Consider the following 21,984-nt stretch of genomic DNA (forward strand, 5'->3'; position numbering starts at 1 on the left):
AAAATAGTAGGAGAAAAATACAATGGTAAAAGTTTTAATTTATGGAACTGGGTTTGCGGGTCAAGGCCATGCAGAAGCCTTTCGTTACCATGATGCTGAAGTCGTAGGCATTGTTGGTCGTACTGAATCAGTGGTGCACCAAGTAGCCAAAGAGTTGAATATTCCGTACGCGGGTACCGATTGGCTTGCGGCGCTGAAAGCATGTCGTCCTGATATTGTTTCTATTGCTACGCCAGGTGGTGCTCATGTAGAGGCCATTACTCAAGCCATTGAATTCGGTTGTCATATTTTCTGTGATAAACCGCTGTGCGAAAGTGGCGAAAAAGCATTGGAATTGAACCGATTGGCCAAAGAAAAAGGGGTAAAAACCGCTTTTGCTGCTAGCTTCCGATACATGCCAGAAATCATCCATGCTAAACGTTTAGTGGATGCGGGTATGATAGGTGAACCACGAGAAGTTGAATGCATGTCTCACTTTAACTTAGATCCAAACATCCCATTTGGTTGGTCACATAGTGCGGATGCTGGTGGTGGTCGTTTAAACAATAACTTTACCCATTTATTGTCTATTGTGACTTCTGTTGTAGGTGAAAATATTTTAGCCATTAATGGCGAAGTTCGTAACGATATGCCCAAAGCACCTGTAGTAGAAGGGGTTCACAATTTTATCCAACGTCGTAACTTCATTCCTAAAGATCTTAATGATCCAAACCTAGAATGGAAAGAAACCGATGTTGAATGGTCTTATACCGTACTGGCCCAGTTAGAAAGTCGAGTTCCAGCAGAGCGTCCTGTCTCTGTATTGTTTAAGCATGGCGGTTTAGTGCCTAATTTTAATGATGACCATATCGTTTTCCATGGTTCTAAAGGGTCGATTTACATTAAAGGACACTATGGCGGGGGTCCATTATCCTATTTCTCTCAACAAGATGACAAATCGTGGCGTGAAATAGAGTTGCCACAAGATATTAGCGCCAGTTTGCCAGCTATTAAAGACGACACTTTGCGTAGTTGGACACATTTAGCTGGGTTATTAGTGAAAGATGTGCAAGGTGAAAATGTTGAAACTTATCAAACTTTCGAACAAGGCGCTGAGTATCAAGTCCTGATTGATATTATTCGTCGAAATGATCGTTGGCTCGATGTGAGTAAATAAAATAGGACAAACTTATGTTTTATGAATATCTAGTTATTGCCGGCTATTTCTCCCTGATTGTTGGAGTAAGTGTCGTATTTAAAAAGATGGCAAACCGTTCTACCAGTGATTATTTTCGTGGCGGCGGTCGTATGTTGTGGTGGATGGTAGGTGCCACTGCATTTATGACTCAGTTTTCTGCGTGGACTTTTACAGGAGCAGCCGGTAAGGCGTTTAACGATGGCTTTGCTGTTGCGTTAGTTTTTTTAGCCAATACTTTTGCTTATTTTTGTGGTTATGTCTATTTCTCGCATCGTTTTCGTCAGATGCGGGTAGATACCCCAACAGAAGGTGTTCGTCGTCGTTTTGGTTCTGAAAATGAACAGTTTTTCTCTTGGGCACTGATTATTTTTAGCTTTATTGGTGCGGGTGTATGGTTGAATGCATTGGGTGTGTTTGCCAGTGCGGTATTTAACGCCGATATTACGTTAACTATTGTGATCACAGGCTTAGCGGTTATTTTAGTTTCTGTTATTTCTGGCGCGTGGGGTGTGGTTGCCTCCGATTTTGTACAAACGTTAGTGGTAGCAGTTGTGTCTGTTGCCTGTGCGATTGTTGCTTTGGTGATGGTTGGTGGCCCAACTAATTTGGTCACTCAATTCCCAAGCGATTTTATCATGGGACCAGACATGAATTACAGCTTGCTTTTAGTCTGTTCATTTGTGTTCTTTTTGGTGAAACAGCTGCAAAGTATCAATAACTTGCAGGATTCTTATCGCTTTTTGAATGCTAGAGATACCGACCACGCACGTAAAGCTGCTTTGTTTGCCATGGTCTTGATGGGAGTCGGTAGTTTTGTGTGGTTTATTCCACCGTGGGCTTCGGCTATTTTGTACCCAGATGCGGCGTCCGCTTATCCTGAGTTAGGTCGTAAAGCTGCTGATGCCGTGTATTTGGTGTTTGCGCGAAATGCGATGCCAGTTGGTACTGTAGGTCTCTTGTTAGCAGGGTTGTTTGCTGCAACGATGTCTTCTATGGATTCAGCACTTAATCGTAACTCTGGTATTTTCGTTAAAAGTATTTACCTACCAATTATTAAGAAAGGCTTAGCAACCGATACAGAAATGCTCAAAGTGGGCAAGTTTGTCAGCTTACTGAGTGGCACATTAGTTATCGTGGTTGCTTTGTTTTTCAATTCATTGAAAGAGCTTAGTTTATTTGAACTAATGATGTCTGTGTCTACTATGATTCAAGTACCGTTACTTGTGCCACTGTTCTTTGGCTTGTTAGTAAAACGTACTCCTCAATGGGCTCCTTGGGCGACTGTTTTTGTTGGAGCAGGGGTGACTTGGATGGTAACCAATGTTGTGACGGCCGATATTGTGGCTTCTTGGTTTGGCATCGAAGAGTTAACTCGTCGTGAGTTTAGCGAAACGCGTGTAATGTGGACTATTGCTGCGCATCTATTCTTTACTGCGGGCTTCTTCTGTTCAACCACTTTCTTCTACCGAGAAAGTGCTGATAAACACCGCGTCGAAACGGATAAATTTTTCAAAGATGTTGAAACGCCAATTATTGCCGATGAACAACAAGATACCTATGATTTAGAGCAGCGCGAGAAACTGGGCTCTATGGTGCTATGTATGGGGGCCGGTCTATTCTTAATGGTATTAATTCCAAACCCACTTTGGGGCCGAGTGACCTTTGCCCTCTGTGCGGCAACTATTGTGTTTATTGGTTGGTTGTTAAAAAGGACCGCCAAAGTTAGTCAGACAGTAAACGTGCAAAAAGCCACTTAGATCGCGGCTGATAATTCGCGGATATTAATTCATTTATACTACTGACAACGAATAAGGTGAAATAGTATCAATGGTGTTAGGAAAAGAAGGGCAAAGATGCCCTAATGCCGATCAGTTAAGACAATAATCGGCAGATCAGTTGAATGATCCTACCAACATGTAAAAATCCGATAGACCCTGTTTATCGGATTTTTTTTATGCACGTTTCTCAAGCCCTCGACATCATCAATAACTATAAACCAAATCAAGTCGAAACTCTCTCTGACCTCCTACCGATTGAGTTAATAAAAGATGCCTATGAGCTGACAGATACTGTCACCCTGAGAAAGCGTAAACTGACTTTGGAGTCGATGGCGTGGCTATTAGTTGGAATGGCTATTTATAACGACAAGTCTATGGCTGATATCGTCAACATGCTCGACATTGTTGACCGCTCAGGTAAGCCATTCGTTGCTCCCAGTGCATTAACACAGCGTAGAAAAAATCTCGGTGAAGCAGCGGCTAAAGCCCTTTTCCAATGTACGCAACAGCATTGGTTTAAGCATGCAAATTTACCAAACTGGAATGGGCTCACATTGCTTGGTGTTGATGGGGTTGTGTGGCGAACAGAAGATTCAAAAGATAACGCAGAAGCTTTTGCAAAGCCGACCAATCATGGTGGTAAAGAAACACAGTATCCTCAAGTGCGTATGGTGTGTCAGATGGAGCTAAGTAGCCATTTAATCACAGGTAGCGCTTTTGACTGCTATACCGTGAATGAAATGAAGTTGGCCGAGCAACTGATAGAAACGACTCCCGATAACAGCCTAACCCTTTTCGATAAAGGCTTTTACTCTCTTGGATTGCTTCAAGAGTGGAGCTCTACAGGCGTAAATCGACATTGGCTTATTCCAATGAAAAAGGGGCTAAACTACGAAGTTGTTCAGTCCCTTGGTCGACAAGACAAACTCATTAAACTGAAAAGTAATCCACAAGCTCGGAAGAAGTGGCCAACGCTAGAACAAGAAGTGGTTGTACGTCTAATCACAAGGGTCAAAAATGGGAAGTCATACGACGTCCTGACCTCAATGACCGACCCAATGCTTTACCCTAAATCTGACATAGTTGGCTTGTATGGATATCGCTGGGAGATTGAACTTGGATATAGAGAGCAAAAGCAATATATGCTTGGTAACCGTCTTACACTCAGAAGTCGACTTCCAGAATTAGTGAAACAAGAGCTTTGGGGAGTCCTACTCACATATAACTTGGTTAGGTATCAAATGGTACAAATGTGTAATACGTTAAATGGAGATTACTTGCCATACCAGCTAAGCTTCAACGGTGCATTAGCCCATATTATGCGTTTAATAGTCGGTCTTCCATATTCATCACCGGGAGCAATCCCGCGGCAACTCCAGAACTTTTACTCGATGAGTGAGAGTTTAATATTAGAGCCAAGGCGAGACAGATCTTTCCCTAGAGTCGTGAAGAAAAAGCCAAGCCGATATCCTAGAAAAAACAATGCCGCTCACCTTAAGTGAACGGCACTAGGGCAAGGACGCCCTTCTTTTTTATTTGTTCGATAAAAACATTTTTATAGCGTTCTACGAAATATAACAACGAAATCATTCGATTTACTATTATCAATACTACTAACAATTGTCACTTGATAAGGCGTCATTTGTCGCCTAAAATTGAAGTGCTATTTACAATAAAGGGCTGCATTATGTATGCAAATGCTTATCAAATGCTTAGTGGCACAAAAGTAAAAATAGGTTCTGCATCAGAAATATTGTCTATTATTCGTTCGGGATTACCCGTTTCTATCCTTGATAATGGAACAGAATTACTTGGTGTAAATAAAACTGAGTATGCTCAGTTGATTGGTGCGAATTTGCGAAGTATTCAGCGAAAACAGCGAACCAGTGGCAAACTTAGCCCAACATCCAGTGAACATGCTTTAATGCTTGCTGAGTTAGTGAGAGTTGCAGATGAATATTTTAATGATAGAGAGGCAACATTAAGATGGTTGAATCGTCCTACGTTGGCTTTCGCCAACGCTTCTCCGTTGTCTGTTTGTGACACAGTGATCGGCATCAATATGGCGATGGAAGAAATTAACAAAATGAAATACGGGCTAACAGCATAACAATGGAGATATTTAGGCTCTGCCACGCTGGTTATACTGATTTGACTGGAGTTGGTGGCCTGTATGGCGCTGGCCGCTGGCATGAACGAGGTTGCTTGTCTTGTTATTTGGCATCCACCAGATCATTAGCGGTTTTAGAGCGAATGGTGCATGAATCTTTGTCAGATATGCCTAATCTTGTGATGTTGACCCTCTGGATTCCAGATGATGTTAGCATTGAACGATATTCTATCGATCAATTACCTCAAGGATGGGATACGATTCCAGATGCAGGAATTTCTCGACCACTTGGTCAGGAATTCTTCACTAGAGGTGAATCGCTTCTTATGCAAATTCCCAGTGCGATTGTTGCCGAAGAGTATAATTTTGTACTCAATCCTCGTCATCAAGATGTCGAAAAAATTAAAGTGGTAGAATCACGCGACTATTTCTATGATTCACGTTTAGAAAAAATGATCAGGTAACCCTTTCAATAATTAATAGAAAAAATATTAATATATCAATATGTTGCTTAGTTCGAATTATTCGACATTCTTGAGCAATATCTAAGCTCTTACTCTCTTTTTCGCATTTTCGTACACTTTGCATGTAGCTAAAGGTTATTTAATCATGTCTCATTTATGAATATGAAACTTAGACTTAATACTCAATTTATAGCCATCACATGTATTAATATATATGCATATTTTGTAGTATAACTACAGGAAATGGTTGTTTATTCACATGGAAAAGAAAAGATGAAAAAAATAATATTAATATCATCTCTGCTTCTTTTTGGTGCTTCGTCAGTAAATAGCACTCAAAATTGGTATGCAGAGGGTTTAAGAGCAGAAACTGCTGGCAATATTGCTCTCGCAGTTAAATATTACGATAAGTCTGCAAATGAACAAAATTTGTCAGATTCGATGTATGCATTGGGTAGGCTGTATAGGGATGCCTACTCTGATTCTGAGACTAGTTTAGAGTGGTTTATCAAGTCTGCAGAGCTTGGTAATCCATTCGCACAATTGGAACTAGGGCTTTTTTACTCGAATGCAAATAATATTGGAGTAGATAAGGAGTTAGCACAATACTGGCTTAAGAAATCATTTACTAATGGGGCTAAAAAGGAAGCGGCGTGGTCTTTGTATGATTTGTCTGATACCGAATCAGAAAAGCTGAATTGGTTGAAGGAAGCTGCGGTATCAGGTCACCAAAAAGCAATGTATTTGTTATCGGATGCGTACTCTTCAGGATTGTTGGGGTTGGATATAGACCAAGATCAATCTTCTTATTGGTTACAATCAGCAACAAGACTTGAAGAATAGGGGACTACCGATATGAAAATTATTAATAAAATATGCATTGTGTTTTTGTGCCTGCTTTCATTTTCTCTTCGTGCAGACCCTCGAATTGCGGTTTCTTTTGTTATGGATGAATCGGGAAGCGTTTCTAGTTCTAATTTCCATTTGGAGCAGGATGGGTTTTTATCGGCTTTAGATAATTTACCACTAGACAGCAGCATTGAACTTTCTATTTTAGGTTTTTCTAGCTATGTTAAGGTAATTGTAGACCCTACAGTGTTAAATGCAAACACGATTGATAGCGTGAAGTCACAACTTTCATCAAACAGCCAGAAAAATGGCGGTACAAATATGTCTGATGCAATCAGCTCTGCTGCTCAATACGTTAGTAGCTCTGTGGCACAAAGTCGCATTATTTGCCTTGCTACTGATGGCGCTCCTAATAGTAGAACGAGTACTACCTCAGAAGCAGAAATTGTAAGAGATGCGGGTATATATCTGAATCCTGTAGGAATAGGTTTAAGTTCTTATAATAAAACGTTTCTCGATAGTATTTCATCAAATCCACCAGTACCTAATCCAGCTGACTTTATCGAGTTTGCTACAGTAGTAACAAACGATTGTCTTGGAACGGTTCAAAGTGCGTTAAATATTGAGGTTTCTCCATCAATTGTTGACTTTGGGTCTTTTAATCGCTCGACGGTGATTGAAGATGCTCAAATTTGTGCAAACGATGGGGAGTTACTTACTATTAGAAATGATAGTAATCAGAGAGCTTTTGTTGATTCTTTGCAAATTTCAGGTGCTGACGAAGAGCACTTTGAAATAATATCAGTTGGTGGTAAACCATCCGATACGTTAAGTTATCCGTTAACAATTGCACCTATGTCTTCTATAGATGTTTTTGTTCGTTTTACTCCTACCTCAACACCTGAAGATGGTTCTACGTATATTGCTTCTTTGTCTGCTAGTACGACTGACAGCTTGGGTTCACAAGGTATATACACTTCTATGCTATCAAGTAAGGTGGATTCCAGCGTACCAGCTTGTTTAGCTATTTCAGCTTATGATGCTTACCCAGCTGTATCTGATATTAGTGACAGCGGTGCGTTAATGGCGAATGAGCAGCCAGTAGATGAGAGTTATCTCGAAACGTTTTTCGATAACAATGAACAATATCTTAGAATAGGACTTGTGGCTGATGGGAATTCTCGCTTGATTTTAAGAGCAAGGACCAGATTAACTGAAGGTAAAATTAGATTCAAAATTAACGATCCATCCATTACCGAAGCTCGTTTATTTACGTTGGATAATGCTCCAACTTATATAGGCGACACTAGAAATTATCAAGCTGGCAGTGAAAGTATCGATATTGATGTTTTTGCTAGTAATGATGGATATGGCCAAGCGTCTGTTGTATTGAGAGCAGGTGAGCGCTTTTTAGGAAAAGATGCCGCATATTCTGAATTTGAAGTTGATACTTGCATTCTAGATGATCAAGATGAATGTGAGACGACGACAAGTGAAACCACTTCTCTTATAGACACGAAAGCACCGGTTGTACTAAATCATGGGTTGTGGGCTATGCCAAACTCGTTTGGTAAAATTGGCCCTGGTGTTGAAAGTGATTCATCTTCAGGTCTTTTTGAATACTTGAAAGCTAAAAATTATCTGGTTAGTTTTGTAGAATATTCTTCTGATGCAGATAACTATCCAAACTATAAAGGCCCATCTGAACTCAGTAACCCTATTTCTCCTTATATTGAAAATCCGATTAATAACTTGTGTGCAAAATTGCGAAATGAAACGCGAGTTGCTTGTACGCGAGCTGATATTATTGGGCATAGCATGGGAGGATTGATGGCTAGATCCTATATTCTGCGACATTTGAAATATAAGGAAGCGTCTAACTTCAATCAAGGCTCAATTCGTAGACTTGTTACGTTAGGTACACCTCATACAGGTAGTGGACTCGCTAACCTTCTTACGCACAATGACACAGAAATTGGTAGTTGTATTCGAGATGAAGAAAAAACTTATTTTGATGGTCCATTTGGGTTAGATGTTAAAAAAACTGGACATGAAATGGTTGATTTGATCGTTACTCTATTAGAGTCGGTAGGTAATCATAAGGTGGATTCCGCAATTGATGATCTGAAAGTAGGGGATCAAAACACCTTTTTATCTCAAGATGTTATGACTGAAGATCTTGATGTTCCTATTTTTGCTGTCTACGGTAACATTGGTAGCAATCTTGGTTTAGATCTTAATGGTTTTGCGCATTATGCACCTAGCTCGATTAAAGATAGCTGTCCGGATTTGAATGACTGTGCGGATGAAGTCTTGGAATATTTAACAGGTTGTACGGTGTCTGATTTGTTTCAAGGAGAGGAATCAGATGGCATTGTTCCATTATCGAGTGGTAAATGGAGTTCCTATATTGCCGCAAGTTCAGATGAGGATGACTACATAAAAGAAATGCCTAATGAACCTCATCTAGGAATGGGAACATCTGATGATATTGCTACCGCTGCCGAAAGCTTATTAAATGAAACTAAGCTGGTGCATTTTTATAGCACTCAAAACTAAGGAGAAGTACGAATGACTATGTTAAAAAAGTGTTTTGGGTTGCTACTTTTATCGTTGGTGAGCTTTTTAGCTTGTGCAAGCTATGAATTACCGACATTGCAGCTTACAGCAGATAAAACCGAGATAGCCCCAGGTGATTCGGTAATTTTGACCGCTTCTTTAGAAGGATGGGATGAAGCTAGTACAGGTGTAGCCGTAAGTGAACTATATTCGGGTATAAGTTTAAAATCTAAATATAGTGCAGATACGTTGTTTGATAATTCAGCACCTTATCAGTGGACTATTGATAGCGAGTTAGAAGATTCAGGCGAAACGACTTATCAGGCAGTTGTTTTATTTCTTGATCAAGTTATCGTTTCATCAGAAGTTACAATAACAGTGAGTCCTTCAGAGCAAGATATTAAATCGGTTAGTTTTTCTGATGGTGAAGCGCTCTATCTAACTTCAGGTGATAGCCGGACTATTCGAGTATCTGGTTTGTTCAATGATGGTTATCAGCGAGATATTACGGATGTTGGTGTTTCTTATTCGACTCAGACTCCTGATGGTGGTGATGGATCGTTAATTGCTGACATTTCCTCAAAAGGTACGCTGAATGCTAACAGGCATGGAGTTGTGGATGTTGTTGCTTCTTATGGTACAGCGCAAGCTTATCGAAGAATAACCGTTGCAAAAACGGCGAATAATAATCCTATTGCAGGGGAATATACTCTTTTAATAAAAGCAAATCAGCCCGGAAATACTATCGACGTATTGTCTTTAGCATCAGACATTGATGGGGATACACTTGATATTATTCAATTTGATCAAACCTCATTAAATGGCGGTAATATCACTTATGATGGAAATGGTATATTTTCTTATAGCCCAGTAAATGGCTTCGTTGGAACTGATTCTTTTAGTTACTATATTGGTGATGGCGATGATGGGTATACTGAGGGTGTTATTAATATAGAAGTTGCTCAATCCACTGATGATAGTTTGGATGTTGAAGCAAGTACTTCGAGTTCCGGTGGTGGTAGTTTTGGGCCATTTACACTGCTGTGCTTGATGGTATTCTCTTTTATAAGATTTAAAAAGTAACATTATTTCTAACTAGACTATTTCCTTTAATTAAAACCACCGCTGATCGGCGGTGGTTTATTTATATACAAAAGGTAAATATGAAAGGTTAGTTTATAAAGTTTTTTGAAGTTCTACACTTCACCGAATACAAGATACATAAATTTACCACTAAGGGTTGTTGAGTATGAGTTTGACTAAAATGACGTTTTTTGAACGATTTGAAGCGGATATTTTATCGGGGAAAAAGGTCATTACTATTCGAGATGAAGCAGAAAAGGATTACCAGCCAGGAGCGGTGGTTGAGGTTTCTACCTTCGAAACTAGCCGATGGTTTTGTGATTTAATGATTAAATCAGTAGCACCTATCCAGTTTGATGAACTCACCGAGTTTCATGCCAATCAAGAGAACATGACTTTACCGGAGTTACGCGAAGTGATTAGAAGTATCTATCCCAATGTAAATGAGTTGTATGTTATCTCTTATGAATTGGTAGCCTAGTACTGTTTCCCCTATTTATTAGTTATTGTGGTTTCTAGCGATAACTGTTTAGCGGTCTCAAATAGTTTATCTAAGAATGGATGTGGATTTCTGGCGTGTTGCAAGCGTATCAAGGTAATTTCTAATGGGATCTTATAATCGCACCAAATGTGAATTAACCGCCCATCTTCTATATAAGGTAATGCGACTGTTTTAGGGATGCAGGCTACGCCATGTCCATGGATTGCCATAGGTAATAACGATTCAGAGATTGTAGATTGAAAGTAAGCTGATAGTTGTTGCGATTGCGGAGTGATAGAAATAAGAGGAGCGGATAATTCTAATAATTGCGATGAAGCTGCATAGGTTAGATGCGGAATATCATTTTGTTCTAAGCGAGCTTGAGAGAAATGCGCCCCACAGACCCAAATCAATTCATCATCTGCTAATTTAAGCACCTCGAAATCGTCCGATTCGAAATAATTTGCAACAAATGCATTTTGATAAAACAGTAAGCAATCGGCTCTCTGAGATTGTAATGCCGCTTGGTACCCAGATACAGAACGAACTCCTGAATCAATGCTAGTTAACAGTGGAGAATCCACTCTATTTAATATATGGGTATACCATTGTGGAAAAAAATTACACGCTAGCGTATGCAAAGAAGCGATAACAATGGGGTTGTCTTTTGTTGTGATCATTTCTTCACAACGCTCTGATATATGGACCATTTCTGATGCTATTGGATAAAGCCGCTTACCTTCAATTGTCATTTTTATTGGTGTGCTAGAACGGTCGAATAATTCAACTTTTAAATGTTGTTCTAATTGCTGGATCCTTCGACTAAAAGCCGCTTGAGATGAGGCATTTAATCGTGCTGCCACAGAAAATTTTTGGCAGTCAGCTAATGTGATAAAATCTTTTAACCAGCGAATGTTCATTATTTCCCTTACTTCACATCATCGAAATTTTGCATAATGCATGCAAAATACAAGACATAAATACTTTCCATCTTTGCAGATAAACGCATAAATTATATTGAAAGGCGATATTGGATTTCGAATTTATATTACACCAAAACACCATATATAGGGATTTATTATGAAGGTTAAAGCAATAGGTTTAGTGCTTTCTGGTTTATTGGCCAGCACACTTGCTACACACAGTTATGCAGATACAAAAGAGGATGTTATCAAACGCGGTACATTAAAGTGTGGCGTTTCCAGCGATAAAATGGGTTTTTCATATATCAATGATGATGGCGAATGGTCTGGCATGGATGTGGATTACTGTCGTGCTGTTGCCGCGGCTGTTTTAGGTTCACCAGACAAAGTTGAATATATAACCACGACATCAAAAAATCGTTTCACTTCACTTGCTTCTGGCGAAATTGATATATTGTCACGTTCGACTACATGGACGGTATCACGTGATGCAAAATTAGGTGCGGATTTTACTACAATCTGGTTTTATGATGGTCAAGGGTTCATGACGCGTAAATCATTGGGTATTAAATCTGTAGACGAATTAGATGGCGCAACATTTTGTTTGTCACCAGGAACCACTTCAGAACATAACCTCGCTGATTATTTCAGTGCAAGAGGATTGACGTATCGTTCTGTTGTGTTTGAAAAAACTGAAGAACTGTACGCTGCTTATCAAAAAGGACGTTGCGACGCATTGACTAACGATGTTACTGGCCTTGCTGCTCGTCGTACTTTGTTCAAATCTCCTGATGAGCATATGATTTTACCTGAAGTTATCTCAAAAGAACCTTTAGGCGCTTATGTTAAGCAGGGTGATAACGATTGGAGAGACATCGTTAGCATGGTCGGTTATGCATTAATTGAAGCGGAAGAGCTAAATGTAACTAAAGACACGGCGAAAAACTTAGCTAAAGAAACTAACAATATCGCGGTACAACGTTTATTAGGAACCAGTGGTGATTTAGGTACCGCACTTGGTTTAGGTAATGATTGGGCACTTAAAGCGATTGAAGCAACAGGTAATTATGGTGAAATTTACGCCAACCATGTAGGTGCGAATTCTCCGCTTAAGTTTGAGCGTGGTGCTAATGCTCTTTATGCCGATGGTGGCCTAATGTACGCTCCCCCTTTCCGTTAATCTTTTCGTATACATCTCCAAGCCTGCCTTTTAGGCAGGCTTACTTCACATGGACAAGTGGATACTCTCATGAACATCACAAAAGGGACCCTGATCGACTGGGGTCAACAAGCCTTATTACTGATCGTTGTTTCTAGCTTATTTTTGTACCTTGGCACTAATATGTCAGAAAACATTGATAGTTTGGGCATTACGACCGGCTTTGATTTTTTAGACGATCGAGCAGGCTATGACATTACATTTAGCCTTATTGACTATGACCAAAATGACACTTATTTACGAGCCTATTGGGTTGGTGTGGCCAATACTCTACTTGTGTCTTTTATGAGTATTATTTTGGCTACACTTATTGGTTTTATTGTGGGTGTTGGCCGTGTCTCGAAAAACTGGGTAGTTAATAAACTTAGCCGATCGTATGTGGAACTTATTCGAAATGTCCCTTTGGTTATACAGCTTGTTTGGTGGTATGCGCTGTTCTTAAGTTTACCATCGGTACGAAACAGTATTGCATTGACTGACAGCGTTTTTCTATCTAACCGTGGGCTTGCTATACCTCATGTTTCTTTTGGTGGTTGGGGTGAATATTTTATCCTATCCCTTGTTATATCTATCTTTTGTGCATTCACCTACCGTAATGTCATTCGTAGACGGTCAAAATGGCAAGGATTCCACCCGGTTCTTTGGCCAAAGATGATAGTTATTGTAGTCTCAATCCCGCTAGTTTTGACGGTTATCGCATTCACTAATGGGCATATTTCAATTAGCGATCCTAAACTGACTGGATTTAACTTTCAAGGCGGTATGATTGTCATCCCTGAATTGGTTGCATTGTGCTTGGCACTGTCTGTCTATAGCGCCAGCTACATAGCTGAAATTGTTCGTGGCTGCATCCAGTCGGTATCGTCTGGACAAGATGAAGCAGGCAAAGCGCTTGGCTTTACCGAATCAAAAATCATGTGGAAGCTGATTGTTCCTCAAGCGGTTTACCCAATGGTGCCACAAATTACTAGCGTGTATCTTAACATTATTAAAAACTCCTCGTTGGGTGTAGTGATTGGTTTTATGGAGTTGGTTTCCTCGACAGGTGGCACCACACTTAACAATACAGGGCAAGCTATTGAATGCATTTTGATAGTGATGGGAACGTATTGTATTTTCAGCTTGATCACCAGCGTGTTAATGAACTGGTATAACTCACATATCGAGATAGGGAAATAATAATGAGTAATGACAATACTATCTCTGCAACAACATCGCATACCATGATAGAGCCGAAACCAGCAATTCAAATTAAAACAGATTGGGTAGACTGGAGTAAGAAAAATCTTTTTTCGACCCCGTTTAATATTTTTTTAACGTTAGTCGGTGCACTGTTTGTCGCATGGTTTGTTCCAACCATGCTGAACTGGCTGCTGTTTGATGCCACGTTTATTGGTGAAACTCAAGCCGATTGTGTCTCGGGAGGCGCATGCTGGTTGCCTGTAGTGAATCGAATTGAATTGTTTACCTACGGTATGTATCCAGACGAGCAACAATGGCGAGTAGATGTTGCTTTTGGTTTAGCGGCATTAGCGATTCCCATGTTGTATTTTAAACGTGTTAACAAACCGTTCATTTTGTTCTATTTAGTCGTCCTCCCTTTTGCCATGTGGATGATTCTAAAAGGTGGACATTTTGGTTTAGAGACGATCTCTACTACTAAGTTTGCCGGTATGATGCTGACCCTATTTTTAGCTATTTTTGGTATGGTGTTCGCGCTTCCTTTAGGTATATTGCTCGCGTTAGGCAGACGCTCCAATAAGCCGGTTATTCATTGGTTAAGTGTCGCGTATATCGAATTAATTCGCTCTGTACCTGTTATTACCCTTTTATTTATGGCGTCGTTGATGATTCAGTTATTCTTACCTCCGGGCCAAGAATTTGATGTATTACTTCGCGTTGTGGCTGTGCTTATTTTATTTACAGCGGCTTACATGGCAGAAACCATAAGAGGTGGATTGCAATCTATTCCTCAGGGTCAGTTTGAAGCGGCAAAAGCACTGGGTTTTGGTTATTGGAAAATGATGGGGCAAATTATTTTGCCACAAGTGTTAAAAAATTCTATCCCTTCTTTATTGAATCAATTTGTTGGTATTTTAAAAGAAACCACACTTGTGATGATCGTCGGTGTATTAGATATCGTTGGTGTCGCATCAAGCACTTTGTCAAATGCTAAATGGGTTGGATTGGAAAATGAGATGTATGCCTTTTTAGGCCTTTTCTTCTTCGTGTGTTGTTTCTCTTTATCTCAGTATGCTGCTCATCTTGAGCGTCGCCTAAAATAATTCAAGGAAATAGTTCAATGGATGTTATTAATATAAAAAAACTTAATAAATGGTACGACGCCTATCATGCACTCAGAGATATTAACCTGACAATCAAAAAGGGTGAACGTATTGTTATTTGTGGCCCTTCGGGATCAGGAAAATCGACCTTGATTCGTTGTATTAATCAATTGGAAAAACATCAATCCGGATCGCTTGTTGTTTTTGGTGATGAAGTTAAAGATTCACCAAGTGATTTAATCGAACTTAGAAAACAAGTTGGAATGTGTTTCCAGTCATTTAATCTTTTTCCTCATTTAACGGTACTCGAAAATTGTGTTTTGCCGCAAACGTCAAATCTAAAAATCGATGAGCAACAAGCCATCGAAACGGCTTTGACTCTGTTGGAAAAAGTAAAGATACAAGAACAAGCTAATAAGTACCCTAATCAATTATCTGGTGGGCAACAGCAACGTGTGGCTATTGCCCGTGCGCTTTGTATGAGACCAGATGTGATGTTATTTGATGAGCCTACATCGGCATTAGATCCTGAAATGATCTCTGAAGTTTTGGATGTAATGACTGATCTTGCTCAAGACGGTATGACCATGATTTGTGTGACTCACGAAATGGGATTTGCTCGTAAAGTGGCGGACAGAGTGATTTTTATGGATCAAGGTCAAATCATCGAACAAAACAATCCCGAAGATTTTTTCTCCAACCCGCAATCGCCAAGAACACAGTTGTTCTTAAATCAATTAATTCAGCATTAAGGATGTGAAATGTCTCACGAATATTCAATAGCAATACATGGCGGCGCGGGTGCGATGTCAAAAGGAAAATTATCTTTAGAGCAAGAAAGTGAAATTAAAACGGTATTGCAGCAGATTATTACCCAAGGATTGGCCAGCTTACAAGAGGGACAGAGTGCCTTGGATGTAGTGCAAAAAGCAGTGAATCAACTGGAAGATTGTCCTTGGTTTAATGCGGGTAAAGGTGCGGTATTTAATCATGAAGGGAAGCATGAACTCGACGCCGCTATTATGTGCGGGAAAGATTTAGAGGCAGGTGCGATTTCTGGCATTAGGTACAGTGCAAACCCGATTGATGTAGCAAGAGCGGTAATGGATAGCTCACCACATGTTTACCTAGGCGGGGTAGGGGCAGAGCAATTTGTCCGCGATCAGGGTTTGCCGGAAGTTGACAACGACTACTTTTCTACCGACATGCGTTACCAACAATTACAGTCGGCTTTAAAAGCACAGAGTGTCATTTTAGAACCAACCTCTAATGACTATAAGTTTGGTACAGTTGGTGCTGTTGCAAAAGATAAGAATGGTAATCTTGCTGCTGCGACATCGACGGGTGGTATTACTAATAAAGAATATGGTCGTATCGGTGACACGCCTGTTGTTGGTTCGGGGACATACGCTAATAACAGAACATGCGCGGTTTCTGCTACCGGCCATGGAGAACACTTTCTAAGGCATGTAGTGGGCTATAATGTCTCTTCGCGTATGGCGTTGGCTAAAGAAAGCTTACAGTCTGCTGCCCAACACGTAGTTTTTACTGATTTATTATCGACCGGCGGTAGTGGGGGATTGATTGCTGTCGACAGTGATGGCAACGTAACGTTGCCATTTAATACTGAAGGTATGTATCGTGGTTGGGGCGCGGATACGATCCCCGCTCAATCATTAATATATGATGAATGATTATTTAGCGTGAAATGGATGGTGCATTATACATCCGCATAAGACATTATTTTCCAAGCCGAGCAACGTTGATGCTCGGCTTTTTTGATCAAATTCTAGTGAAGTGATTGAGGTTAATAACGTCAAGGAGAGAGTGAAAAATGATCAGATAGCTAAAGCACAGTCAAGAAAAGGCTATAACGGTGGCTCGGTTGGGATTGTTTGAATAGATATTTATGAAAAGTGATATTTCTGAAAAGTGATATTGCTGCCACCGCTTATATCTGGTTTGACCTCGACGATTATGAAACGTGAAGTTTACCCAAACGTTCTTAAAATCAGATAGCGAAGTAGTTACCGAAAGCTTAGATTGAGGCTGAGTATTTTTAATATTCCATTTAAACATTGCACGTTATGACAGGTGATATTAGGCGCATGTCGTGGCGAACTGGTGATCATTACAATGCTGCTAGACCGCGTTAAAAACGAATAGATAATATTATGTTTGTAGAACTATTTTTTGTATTTTTATATTCTTTTTTGTCGCTATTTATTCTGCGCAAATTGGCTAGAAAAGTAGGCTTAGTTGATAAACCAGATAGCCGTAAACTTCATGACGGAGCGATTCCTCTTGTTGGTGGAATTTCGATCTGCATTTCTATTACTCTATTTTTAGTCTTTAAGCCTGAACTTATTCCTCATAGTAACGTCTTTTTGGGTTGTATCATTTTATTAGCGGTACTCGGTGCTTTTGATGACAAGTTTGATATTAGTGTAAAGATCCGGTTATGTATTCAAACTGTGCTGGCGATTCTGATGTTGAGTTTAGCCGATATCGAATTGATAGATATTGGCAACTTAGTGGGAGAAGGCAACATACATTTAGGCTTAATTGGGCCCGTTGCCACTATTACTGCGGTTATTGGAGCAATCAACGCGTTTAATATGGTCGATGGTATTGATGGGTTGTTGGGTGGCTTGTCGATAACCACCTTCGCTGGTCTCTCTTTTTTACTTTTTAGGGGCGGGCAAAATGGCTTGGCTTATTTTGCCGTGGTAATTATTGTTGCGATGATCCCTTATATTTGTATGAACCTTGGGATATTAGGACGGAAGCGAAAAATATTCATGGGTGATGCAGGTAGTATGGTGATTGGTTTTACTGTCATTTGGTTGTTACTTGAAGCGAGCCAAAATATCTCTCAAAGTACTCCTCTAATGCGTCCAGTAACCGCTTTATGGCTTATCGCTGTCCCATTGATGGATATGGCAGCGATTATGATCCGAAGAATACGTCGTGGTGCTTCACCTTTTAAACCCGATAGAGAGCATCTTCACCACACCTTCCAACGCCTAGGATGCTCCTCAGGTCAAACACTACTTATAATATGCCTAATTTCAAGCTGTCATGTTGGTTTTGGTATTTATGGTGAAATAGCGGCGATCAATGAATCAATCATGTTCCTGTTATTTATGATCTGTTTTATGATTTACGCTGTTTCACTAAGTTACGTTTGGAGGATCACTCATTTCTTGCGTAAATTGAGGATCGGTAAAGTAGAAACTTCAATCTGAAGCGATCACTTTTCTTAAAAATGCCATACATTGCTCTAATTGTTCATGTTCCACATATTCATTGGCTTTGTGTGCTACGTCGATAGAACCTGGTCCGCAGACCACGGTAGGTATTCCAGCTTGTTGGAATAAGCCTGCTTCAGTGCCAAATGATAAAGAACAAAATGAGGTAGCGCCGACCGCGTTTGAACAAATCGTTTTTAACTCTGCAAGACTGTCGTCATCGACTAAACCCGGATAGTTCACTTGTTCCTTTAGTTTTATATCTGACTGCGGGTTTTGGCTTTGGATGGCTGGTTTTAATGTGTTGTTGACTAGCGAATTAAATGGTTGCAATAGTTTTTCTGTTGAGGTGGTAGGTAACGGACGAACTTCAAAGTCAAATTGGCAATAATCAGGCACTACGTTTACCGCTGTTCCGCCTTTTATTGTACCAACCTGTATAGTTGAAAAAGGCGGTGAATAGCGATTATCATTTTCCGTAGTTTGCCATTCACGAGCACTTTTTTGCAAAAAAGTGACAAGTTCAGCGGTGTATTCAATAGCGTTAATGCCTAAATGTGGTTGAGAAGAATGAGCCGCGACACCATGAACAGAGCAACGCCATGCGCTTTTTCCTTTATGAGCGGTAGCGACTTGCATCATGGTCGGTTCACCTATGATGCAAGCAATGGGCTTGTTTTCCTGTTCGGCAAGCTGATCAATTAATCTTCTTACTCCGACGCATCCCACCTCCTCATCATAACTAATGGCAATATGAATTGGAGTGGCATTGCTAGAACGCGTCGCGGCAATGAATTCGGGTACCAATGAAAGGACACACGCTAAGTATCCTTTCATATCCGCGGTTCCACGGCCGTAATATTTATCGCCATTCTTATATAAACTAAATGGATCGCTACTCCAAGGTTGATTTTCAACAGGTACGACATCTGAGTGGCCAGAAAAGCAAATTCCACCCTTTTCTGAGTTTCCTATTGTGGCAAACAAATTGGCTTGTAACTTATCTTCGCTGTAGACGCGTTTTGAAGTAATTGCAAAACTGTTTAAGTAAGATTCTATATAGTCGATCAGCTCTAAGTTTGACTGCAAGCTTACGGTTTTAAATGCGATTAATTTTTGCAAAATGTCGATAGTGGCTTGCATTGACAGGTTCCTTAAAACGGTCTAACGATACTATTAGTTAACAAAATAAGCTGGTTAGCAAAATAAACTGGTGAGTAAAATTAAGCGTATGACTTAATGGGTTTGTAAGTAGTGATATAACACATCGATTGCTAATATCATGTCATCTAATTCCATTGCTTCGTGAGGATTATGAGAACCGTGCTGGTTTCTGATAAATAGCATTCCAGTAGAAATACCTTCATTAGCAAAAATCGCAGCGTCATGACCCGCACCACTTGGTGTTAAAAATGGATCTAAGCCACATTTTTCAGCAGAGTGCTGGAATCCTTTAATAATATTCTTATCCAACAACGCAGGTTTAGATGAAATCTGAGAGCCAAATTCAAATTTAACATTTCGTTCGCGTTCTATTGATTGAGCTTCTGATTTCAAAATACTCTCAACCGTCTCAAGAACATCAGGATATTCACTTCTCGCTTCAAAGCTAAAAGAAACATCGCCGGGAATGCGTGATATGGCATGTTCGTGTTGGTTGGTTGACATAATGCCACTGGTTAGTACTAGGTCGGAGTTATGATCATTTAATGTTCTCCAGTGGTCATCTAATCGCACTAATAAATTTGCTACTGAGAATACTGAGTCATGACGATATTCTCTTGGCACTGCGCCTGAATGACCTGCCTCGCCAATACAATGGATGGATTGATAGCGGATATTACCGCGAATTCCTGAAACGATAGCAACAGGTTTATTTTTTTCTACTAATACTGGGCCTTGTTCGATATGCACTTCTAAGTATTGCTTGATTCTTTTTTTATCAATCAGTACTTTTTTCTCTCGTAATGCTGCAACTTCAACACCAACATTTTCCATATGAGTAGAGAGCTTTTGTTGTGTTTCCCGATGCTCTGCTTGAAGAATGGTTTCGTTGATATGACCAAATAGAGCTTTAGAACCTAAGTAACAATGACCAAACCAAGCACTTTCCTCCCCTCTTAATGCAATCACTTTAACTGGGGTAGCAAACGTTATGCCTTGTTTTTTTGCTTTAACTAAACATAAAATTCCTGCAACAATCCCTGCTGCCCCATCGTAATTGCCTCCTTCAGGTACACTATCTATATGCGACCCAATCAGTGTGTAATCTTGATCTTCTGCTACTTCCTCTAAGGAAAAAATATAATTTTGTGCTGGATCGATTTGCACAACTAACCCATGGCGTTGTGCAAAGGTTTTTAGCATTTGTAAAGCTTGAGTTTCTGTTTCACTGTAAGACGGGCGAGTGATTCCTATACCGTCACTTGAGATTCGTTCTAATTGGTTAAATAACTCTTGGGCATATTCAAAAGTTTGATCAATGTGCACATTGTTAAGTGCTTTATTTTGTGTTGTTTTAATCGTCATAATCATATCCTTTAAATATGTTTGAAAAAAATTTACATTCGAAATGGTGTTAAGTCAATTTAAATCGTCTCAATTTTTAGATTTGAATAACAAATCATTTTATAAATATTTATTGCCCTTAAATAGTGCGTTTCGCTCGATTTTAGGGCGTTAAAAGCAAGTTTTCATCATAATGAAATAAAGTAATCTCATGTTATTGACATTTAATTAACATGAGTCTAATTTTAGAGACTCATGTTTTTATTAACTAAAAAAGTAAAAAAAGGACTTATTTATGTCGCTGAAAAAAAATGGATTTAAATTAAAAAAGAACCTCGTAAGCTTTGCTATCCCGACTTTACTTGCGTTATCTAGTGTTTCCGCAGTTAATGCAAAAGAGTTTATTTCAATTGGTGGTGGTGGTGCTGGTGGTACCTTTAATACAATGGCAAGCGGTGTTGGTTCTCTAGTTTCAAAAAGTATTCCCGATGCTAAATTTACCGTTGAAGGGTCTGCAGGTTCGGTAGAAAACTTACGTAGAATCGGTGGTGGCGATTTGCAAATGGGGGTTGCTTTTTCTGGCGACTCATACCTTGCTTATAATGGTTTAGAAGCATTTGAATCAACAGGCAAAGTAGACAATATTCGAGTAATCGGATTTTTATACAGTGCCATTTCTCAAGTTGTGACGGCGGATGATTCAGGAATCAAATCTATTTATGATCTTGAAGGCAAAAAAATGTCCGTTGGTAGTGCTGGCTCAGGTACGCAAAAAACCATGATGCGTTTGCTTGACCATCTTGGTCTGACCGAAAAAATGGATCTTATTAACATGGGGGGCTCAGGTTCTTCTGACCAACTTAAAAATGGTCAAATTGACGCATACCACGGTATGTGGGGCGCACCTGCTGGTGCCATTGTTGATAGCACCAGTTCAATGAACGCTACGCTAATTGATTTATGGAAAGATGTAGACGCGAGTGGATTCTTCGACAAATACCCGTTCTATTCCGAAGCCACAATCAAAGCGGGAACGTATGCAAATATAGATCATGATGTACATACTTTTAGAGATACTGCGATTTTAGTGGCAAGTGCCGATTTAAGCGATGATATTGTCTATGAGATTGCGAAGAAATTGTACAGCGAAGAAGGTTTGGCTTATATGTTGCAAGTGAGTAATGCAACACGTGAAATGTCGTTAGAAAATGGTTTAGCTGGAATGTCTATCCCTTTACATAAAGGCGCAGAGCGTTTTTGGAAAGAAGCTGGTATCGAAATCCCTAATCAATAAGAT

General features: G+C 39.8%; 19 protein-coding genes. 16 read left to right on the forward strand and 3 right to left on the reverse strand.

Translation table 11 applies throughout. The features are described from left to right. Nucleotides 1-22 precede the first annotated feature (22 nt). From ACLKML_RS06670 to yqfB, 9 genes are all read left to right on the forward strand, one after another. Nucleotides 23-1,156, forward strand: a complete 1,134-nt coding sequence (locus ACLKML_RS06670; RefSeq protein WP_413282932.1) for a Gfo/Idh/MocA family protein — start codon at nucleotides 23-25, stop codon at nucleotides 1,154-1,156. A 14-nt stretch (nucleotides 1,157-1,170) separates the two neighbouring features. Next, the gene (locus ACLKML_RS06675) at nucleotides 1,171-2,934 is read left to right on the forward strand and encodes a sodium:solute symporter family transporter (protein WP_413282933.1); all 1,764 of its coding nucleotides are present in this window, start codon (nucleotides 1,171-1,173) and stop codon (nucleotides 2,932-2,934) included. 197 nt (nucleotides 2,935-3,131) lie between these two features. Continuing rightward, nucleotides 3,132-4,457, forward strand: coding sequence for an IS4 family transposase (locus ACLKML_RS06680; protein ID WP_413282934.1), 1,326 nt, complete (start codon nucleotides 3,132-3,134; stop codon nucleotides 4,455-4,457). Nucleotides 4,458-4,642: 185 nt separating this feature from the next. Beyond that, nucleotides 4,643-5,065: an antitoxin Xre/MbcA/ParS toxin-binding domain-containing protein gene (locus ACLKML_RS06685; protein ID WP_413282935.1), complete on the forward strand. Its 423-nt coding sequence runs from the start codon at nucleotides 4,643-4,645 to the stop codon at nucleotides 5,063-5,065. 2 nt (nucleotides 5,066-5,067) lie between these two features. Then, nucleotides 5,068-5,529 (forward strand): RES family NAD+ phosphorylase, encoded by a 462-nt coding sequence (locus tag ACLKML_RS06690; RefSeq protein ID WP_413282936.1) that lies wholly within the window; start codon nucleotides 5,068-5,070, stop codon nucleotides 5,527-5,529. Nucleotides 5,530-5,802: 273 nt separating this feature from the next. Next, entirely contained in the window at nucleotides 5,803-6,372 is a 570-nt protein-coding gene (locus ACLKML_RS06695; RefSeq protein ID WP_413282937.1) for a tetratricopeptide repeat protein, read from the forward strand. 12 nt (nucleotides 6,373-6,384) lie between these two features. Further along, entirely contained in the window at nucleotides 6,385-8,937 is a 2,553-nt protein-coding gene (locus tag ACLKML_RS06700) for a VWA domain-containing protein (protein WP_413282938.1), read from the forward strand. 12 nt (nucleotides 8,938-8,949) lie between these two features. Beyond that, nucleotides 8,950-10,020: an Ig-like domain-containing protein gene (locus ACLKML_RS06705; RefSeq protein ID WP_413282939.1), complete on the forward strand. Its 1,071-nt coding sequence runs from the start codon at nucleotides 8,950-8,952 to the stop codon at nucleotides 10,018-10,020. Nucleotides 10,021-10,201: 181 nt separating this feature from the next. Further along, entirely contained in the window at nucleotides 10,202-10,501 is a 300-nt protein-coding gene (gene yqfB / locus ACLKML_RS06710) for a N(4)-acetylcytidine aminohydrolase (RefSeq protein ID WP_413283734.1), read from the forward strand. Between the two features lie 11 nt (nucleotides 10,502-10,512). Here the strand turns inward: yqfB and ACLKML_RS06715 are convergent, their stop codons facing one another. After that, nucleotides 10,513-11,421: a LysR family transcriptional regulator gene (locus tag ACLKML_RS06715; protein WP_413282940.1), complete on the reverse strand. Its 909-nt coding sequence runs from the start codon at nucleotides 11,419-11,421 to the stop codon at nucleotides 10,513-10,515. A 160-nt stretch (nucleotides 11,422-11,581) separates the two neighbouring features. Here ACLKML_RS06715 and ACLKML_RS06720 point away from each other — a divergent pair, with 160 nt between their 5' ends. The 6 genes from ACLKML_RS06720 to wecA all read left to right on the forward strand — a co-directional run bounded on the left by ACLKML_RS06720 (nucleotide 11,582) and on the right by wecA (nucleotide 18,176). Further along, a complete protein-coding gene (locus ACLKML_RS06720) occupies nucleotides 11,582-12,604 on the forward strand; it encodes an amino acid ABC transporter substrate-binding protein (protein WP_413282941.1) in 1,023 nt (340 codons plus the stop codon). Between the two features lie 69 nt (nucleotides 12,605-12,673). Further along, complete coding sequence (locus ACLKML_RS06725; RefSeq protein WP_413282942.1) at nucleotides 12,674-13,822, forward strand: amino acid ABC transporter permease; 1,149 nt, start codon at nucleotides 12,674-12,676, stop codon at nucleotides 13,820-13,822. 2 nt (nucleotides 13,823-13,824) lie between these two features. Continuing rightward, nucleotides 13,825-14,928, forward strand: a complete 1,104-nt coding sequence (locus ACLKML_RS06730; protein ID WP_413282943.1) for an amino acid ABC transporter permease — start codon at nucleotides 13,825-13,827, stop codon at nucleotides 14,926-14,928. 17 nt (nucleotides 14,929-14,945) lie between these two features. Then, nucleotides 14,946-15,680, forward strand: coding sequence for an amino acid ABC transporter ATP-binding protein (locus ACLKML_RS06735; protein ID WP_413282944.1), 735 nt, complete (start codon nucleotides 14,946-14,948; stop codon nucleotides 15,678-15,680). Nucleotides 15,681-15,689: 9 nt separating this feature from the next. Beyond that, the gene (locus ACLKML_RS06740) at nucleotides 15,690-16,622 is read left to right on the forward strand and encodes an isoaspartyl peptidase/L-asparaginase family protein (protein WP_413282945.1); all 933 of its coding nucleotides are present in this window, start codon (nucleotides 15,690-15,692) and stop codon (nucleotides 16,620-16,622) included. A 480-nt stretch (nucleotides 16,623-17,102) separates the two neighbouring features. Further along, nucleotides 17,103-18,176 carry a UDP-N-acetylglucosamine--undecaprenyl-phosphate N-acetylglucosaminephosphotransferase gene (gene wecA, locus ACLKML_RS06745; RefSeq protein WP_413282946.1) on the forward strand — a complete coding sequence of 358 codons (1,074 nt, stop codon included), beginning with the start codon at nucleotides 17,103-17,105 and terminating at the stop codon, nucleotides 18,174-18,176. Here wecA and argE read toward each other — a convergent pair. Beyond that, nucleotides 18,168-19,322, reverse strand: a complete 1,155-nt coding sequence (gene argE / locus ACLKML_RS06750) for an acetylornithine deacetylase (RefSeq protein WP_413282947.1) — start codon at nucleotides 19,320-19,322, stop codon at nucleotides 18,168-18,170. The genes wecA and argE overlap by 9 nt on opposite strands. 93 nt (nucleotides 19,323-19,415) lie before the next feature. Continuing rightward, nucleotides 19,416-20,708, reverse strand: a complete 1,293-nt coding sequence (locus ACLKML_RS06755) for a hydantoinase/carbamoylase family amidase (protein WP_413282948.1) — start codon at nucleotides 20,706-20,708, stop codon at nucleotides 19,416-19,418. A gap of 274 nt (nucleotides 20,709-20,982) precedes the next feature. Between ACLKML_RS06755 and ACLKML_RS06760 the strand changes: the two genes are divergently transcribed. Continuing rightward, nucleotides 20,983-21,981 carry a TAXI family TRAP transporter solute-binding subunit gene (locus ACLKML_RS06760; RefSeq protein WP_413282949.1) on the forward strand — a complete coding sequence of 333 codons (999 nt, stop codon included), beginning with the start codon at nucleotides 20,983-20,985 and terminating at the stop codon, nucleotides 21,979-21,981. Nucleotides 21,982-21,984 lie beyond the last annotated feature (3 nt).

The sequence above is a fragment of the Vibrio sp. MA40-2 genome (assembly GCF_047302445.1).
Classification (GTDB): Bacteria; Pseudomonadota; Gammaproteobacteria; order Enterobacterales; family Vibrionaceae; genus Vibrio.

What these genes read in the sequence shown, in the direction of transcription:
- wecA (WP_413282946.1), top strand. Translation starts at nt 17,103, where the DNA reads ATGTTTGTAGAACTATTTTTTGTATTTTTATATTCTTTTTTGTCGCTA.
- ACLKML_RS06735 (WP_413282944.1), top strand. Translation starts at nt 14,946, where the DNA reads ATGGATGTTATTAATATAAAAAAACTTAATAAATGGTACGACGCCTAT.
- ACLKML_RS06670 (WP_413282932.1), top strand. Translation starts at nt 23, where the DNA reads ATGGTAAAAGTTTTAATTTATGGAACTGGGTTTGCGGGTCAAGGCCAT.
- ACLKML_RS06680 (WP_413282934.1), top strand. Translation starts at nt 3,132, where the DNA reads ATGCACGTTTCTCAAGCCCTCGACATCATCAATAACTATAAACCAAAT.
- ACLKML_RS06695 (WP_413282937.1), top strand. Translation starts at nt 5,803, where the DNA reads ATGAAAAAAATAATATTAATATCATCTCTGCTTCTTTTTGGTGCTTCG.
- yqfB (WP_413283734.1), top strand. Translation starts at nt 10,202, where the DNA reads ATGACGTTTTTTGAACGATTTGAAGCGGATATTTTATCGGGGAAAAAG.
- ACLKML_RS06700 (WP_413282938.1), top strand. Translation starts at nt 6,385, where the DNA reads ATGAAAATTATTAATAAAATATGCATTGTGTTTTTGTGCCTGCTTTCA.
- ACLKML_RS06730 (WP_413282943.1), top strand. Translation starts at nt 13,825, where the DNA reads ATGAGTAATGACAATACTATCTCTGCAACAACATCGCATACCATGATA.
- ACLKML_RS06675 (WP_413282933.1), top strand. Translation starts at nt 1,171, where the DNA reads ATGTTTTATGAATATCTAGTTATTGCCGGCTATTTCTCCCTGATTGTT.
- ACLKML_RS06740 (WP_413282945.1), top strand. Translation starts at nt 15,690, where the DNA reads ATGTCTCACGAATATTCAATAGCAATACATGGCGGCGCGGGTGCGATG.
- ACLKML_RS06715 (WP_413282940.1), bottom strand. Translation starts at nt 11,421, where the DNA reads ATGAACATTCGCTGGTTAAAAGATTTTATCACATTAGCTGACTGCCAA.
- ACLKML_RS06755 (WP_413282948.1), bottom strand. Translation starts at nt 20,708, where the DNA reads ATGACGATTAAAACAACACAAAATAAAGCACTTAACAATGTGCACATT.
- ACLKML_RS06705 (WP_413282939.1), top strand. Translation starts at nt 8,950, where the DNA reads ATGACTATGTTAAAAAAGTGTTTTGGGTTGCTACTTTTATCGTTGGTG.
- ACLKML_RS06720 (WP_413282941.1), top strand. Translation starts at nt 11,582, where the DNA reads ATGAAGGTTAAAGCAATAGGTTTAGTGCTTTCTGGTTTATTGGCCAGC.
- ACLKML_RS06685 (WP_413282935.1), top strand. Translation starts at nt 4,643, where the DNA reads ATGTATGCAAATGCTTATCAAATGCTTAGTGGCACAAAAGTAAAAATA.
- ACLKML_RS06690 (WP_413282936.1), top strand. Translation starts at nt 5,068, where the DNA reads ATGGAGATATTTAGGCTCTGCCACGCTGGTTATACTGATTTGACTGGA.
- argE (WP_413282947.1), bottom strand. Translation starts at nt 19,322, where the DNA reads ATGCAAGCCACTATCGACATTTTGCAAAAATTAATCGCATTTAAAACC.
- ACLKML_RS06760 (WP_413282949.1), top strand. Translation starts at nt 20,983, where the DNA reads ATGTCGCTGAAAAAAAATGGATTTAAATTAAAAAAGAACCTCGTAAGC.
- ACLKML_RS06725 (WP_413282942.1), top strand. Translation starts at nt 12,674, where the DNA reads ATGAACATCACAAAAGGGACCCTGATCGACTGGGGTCAACAAGCCTTA.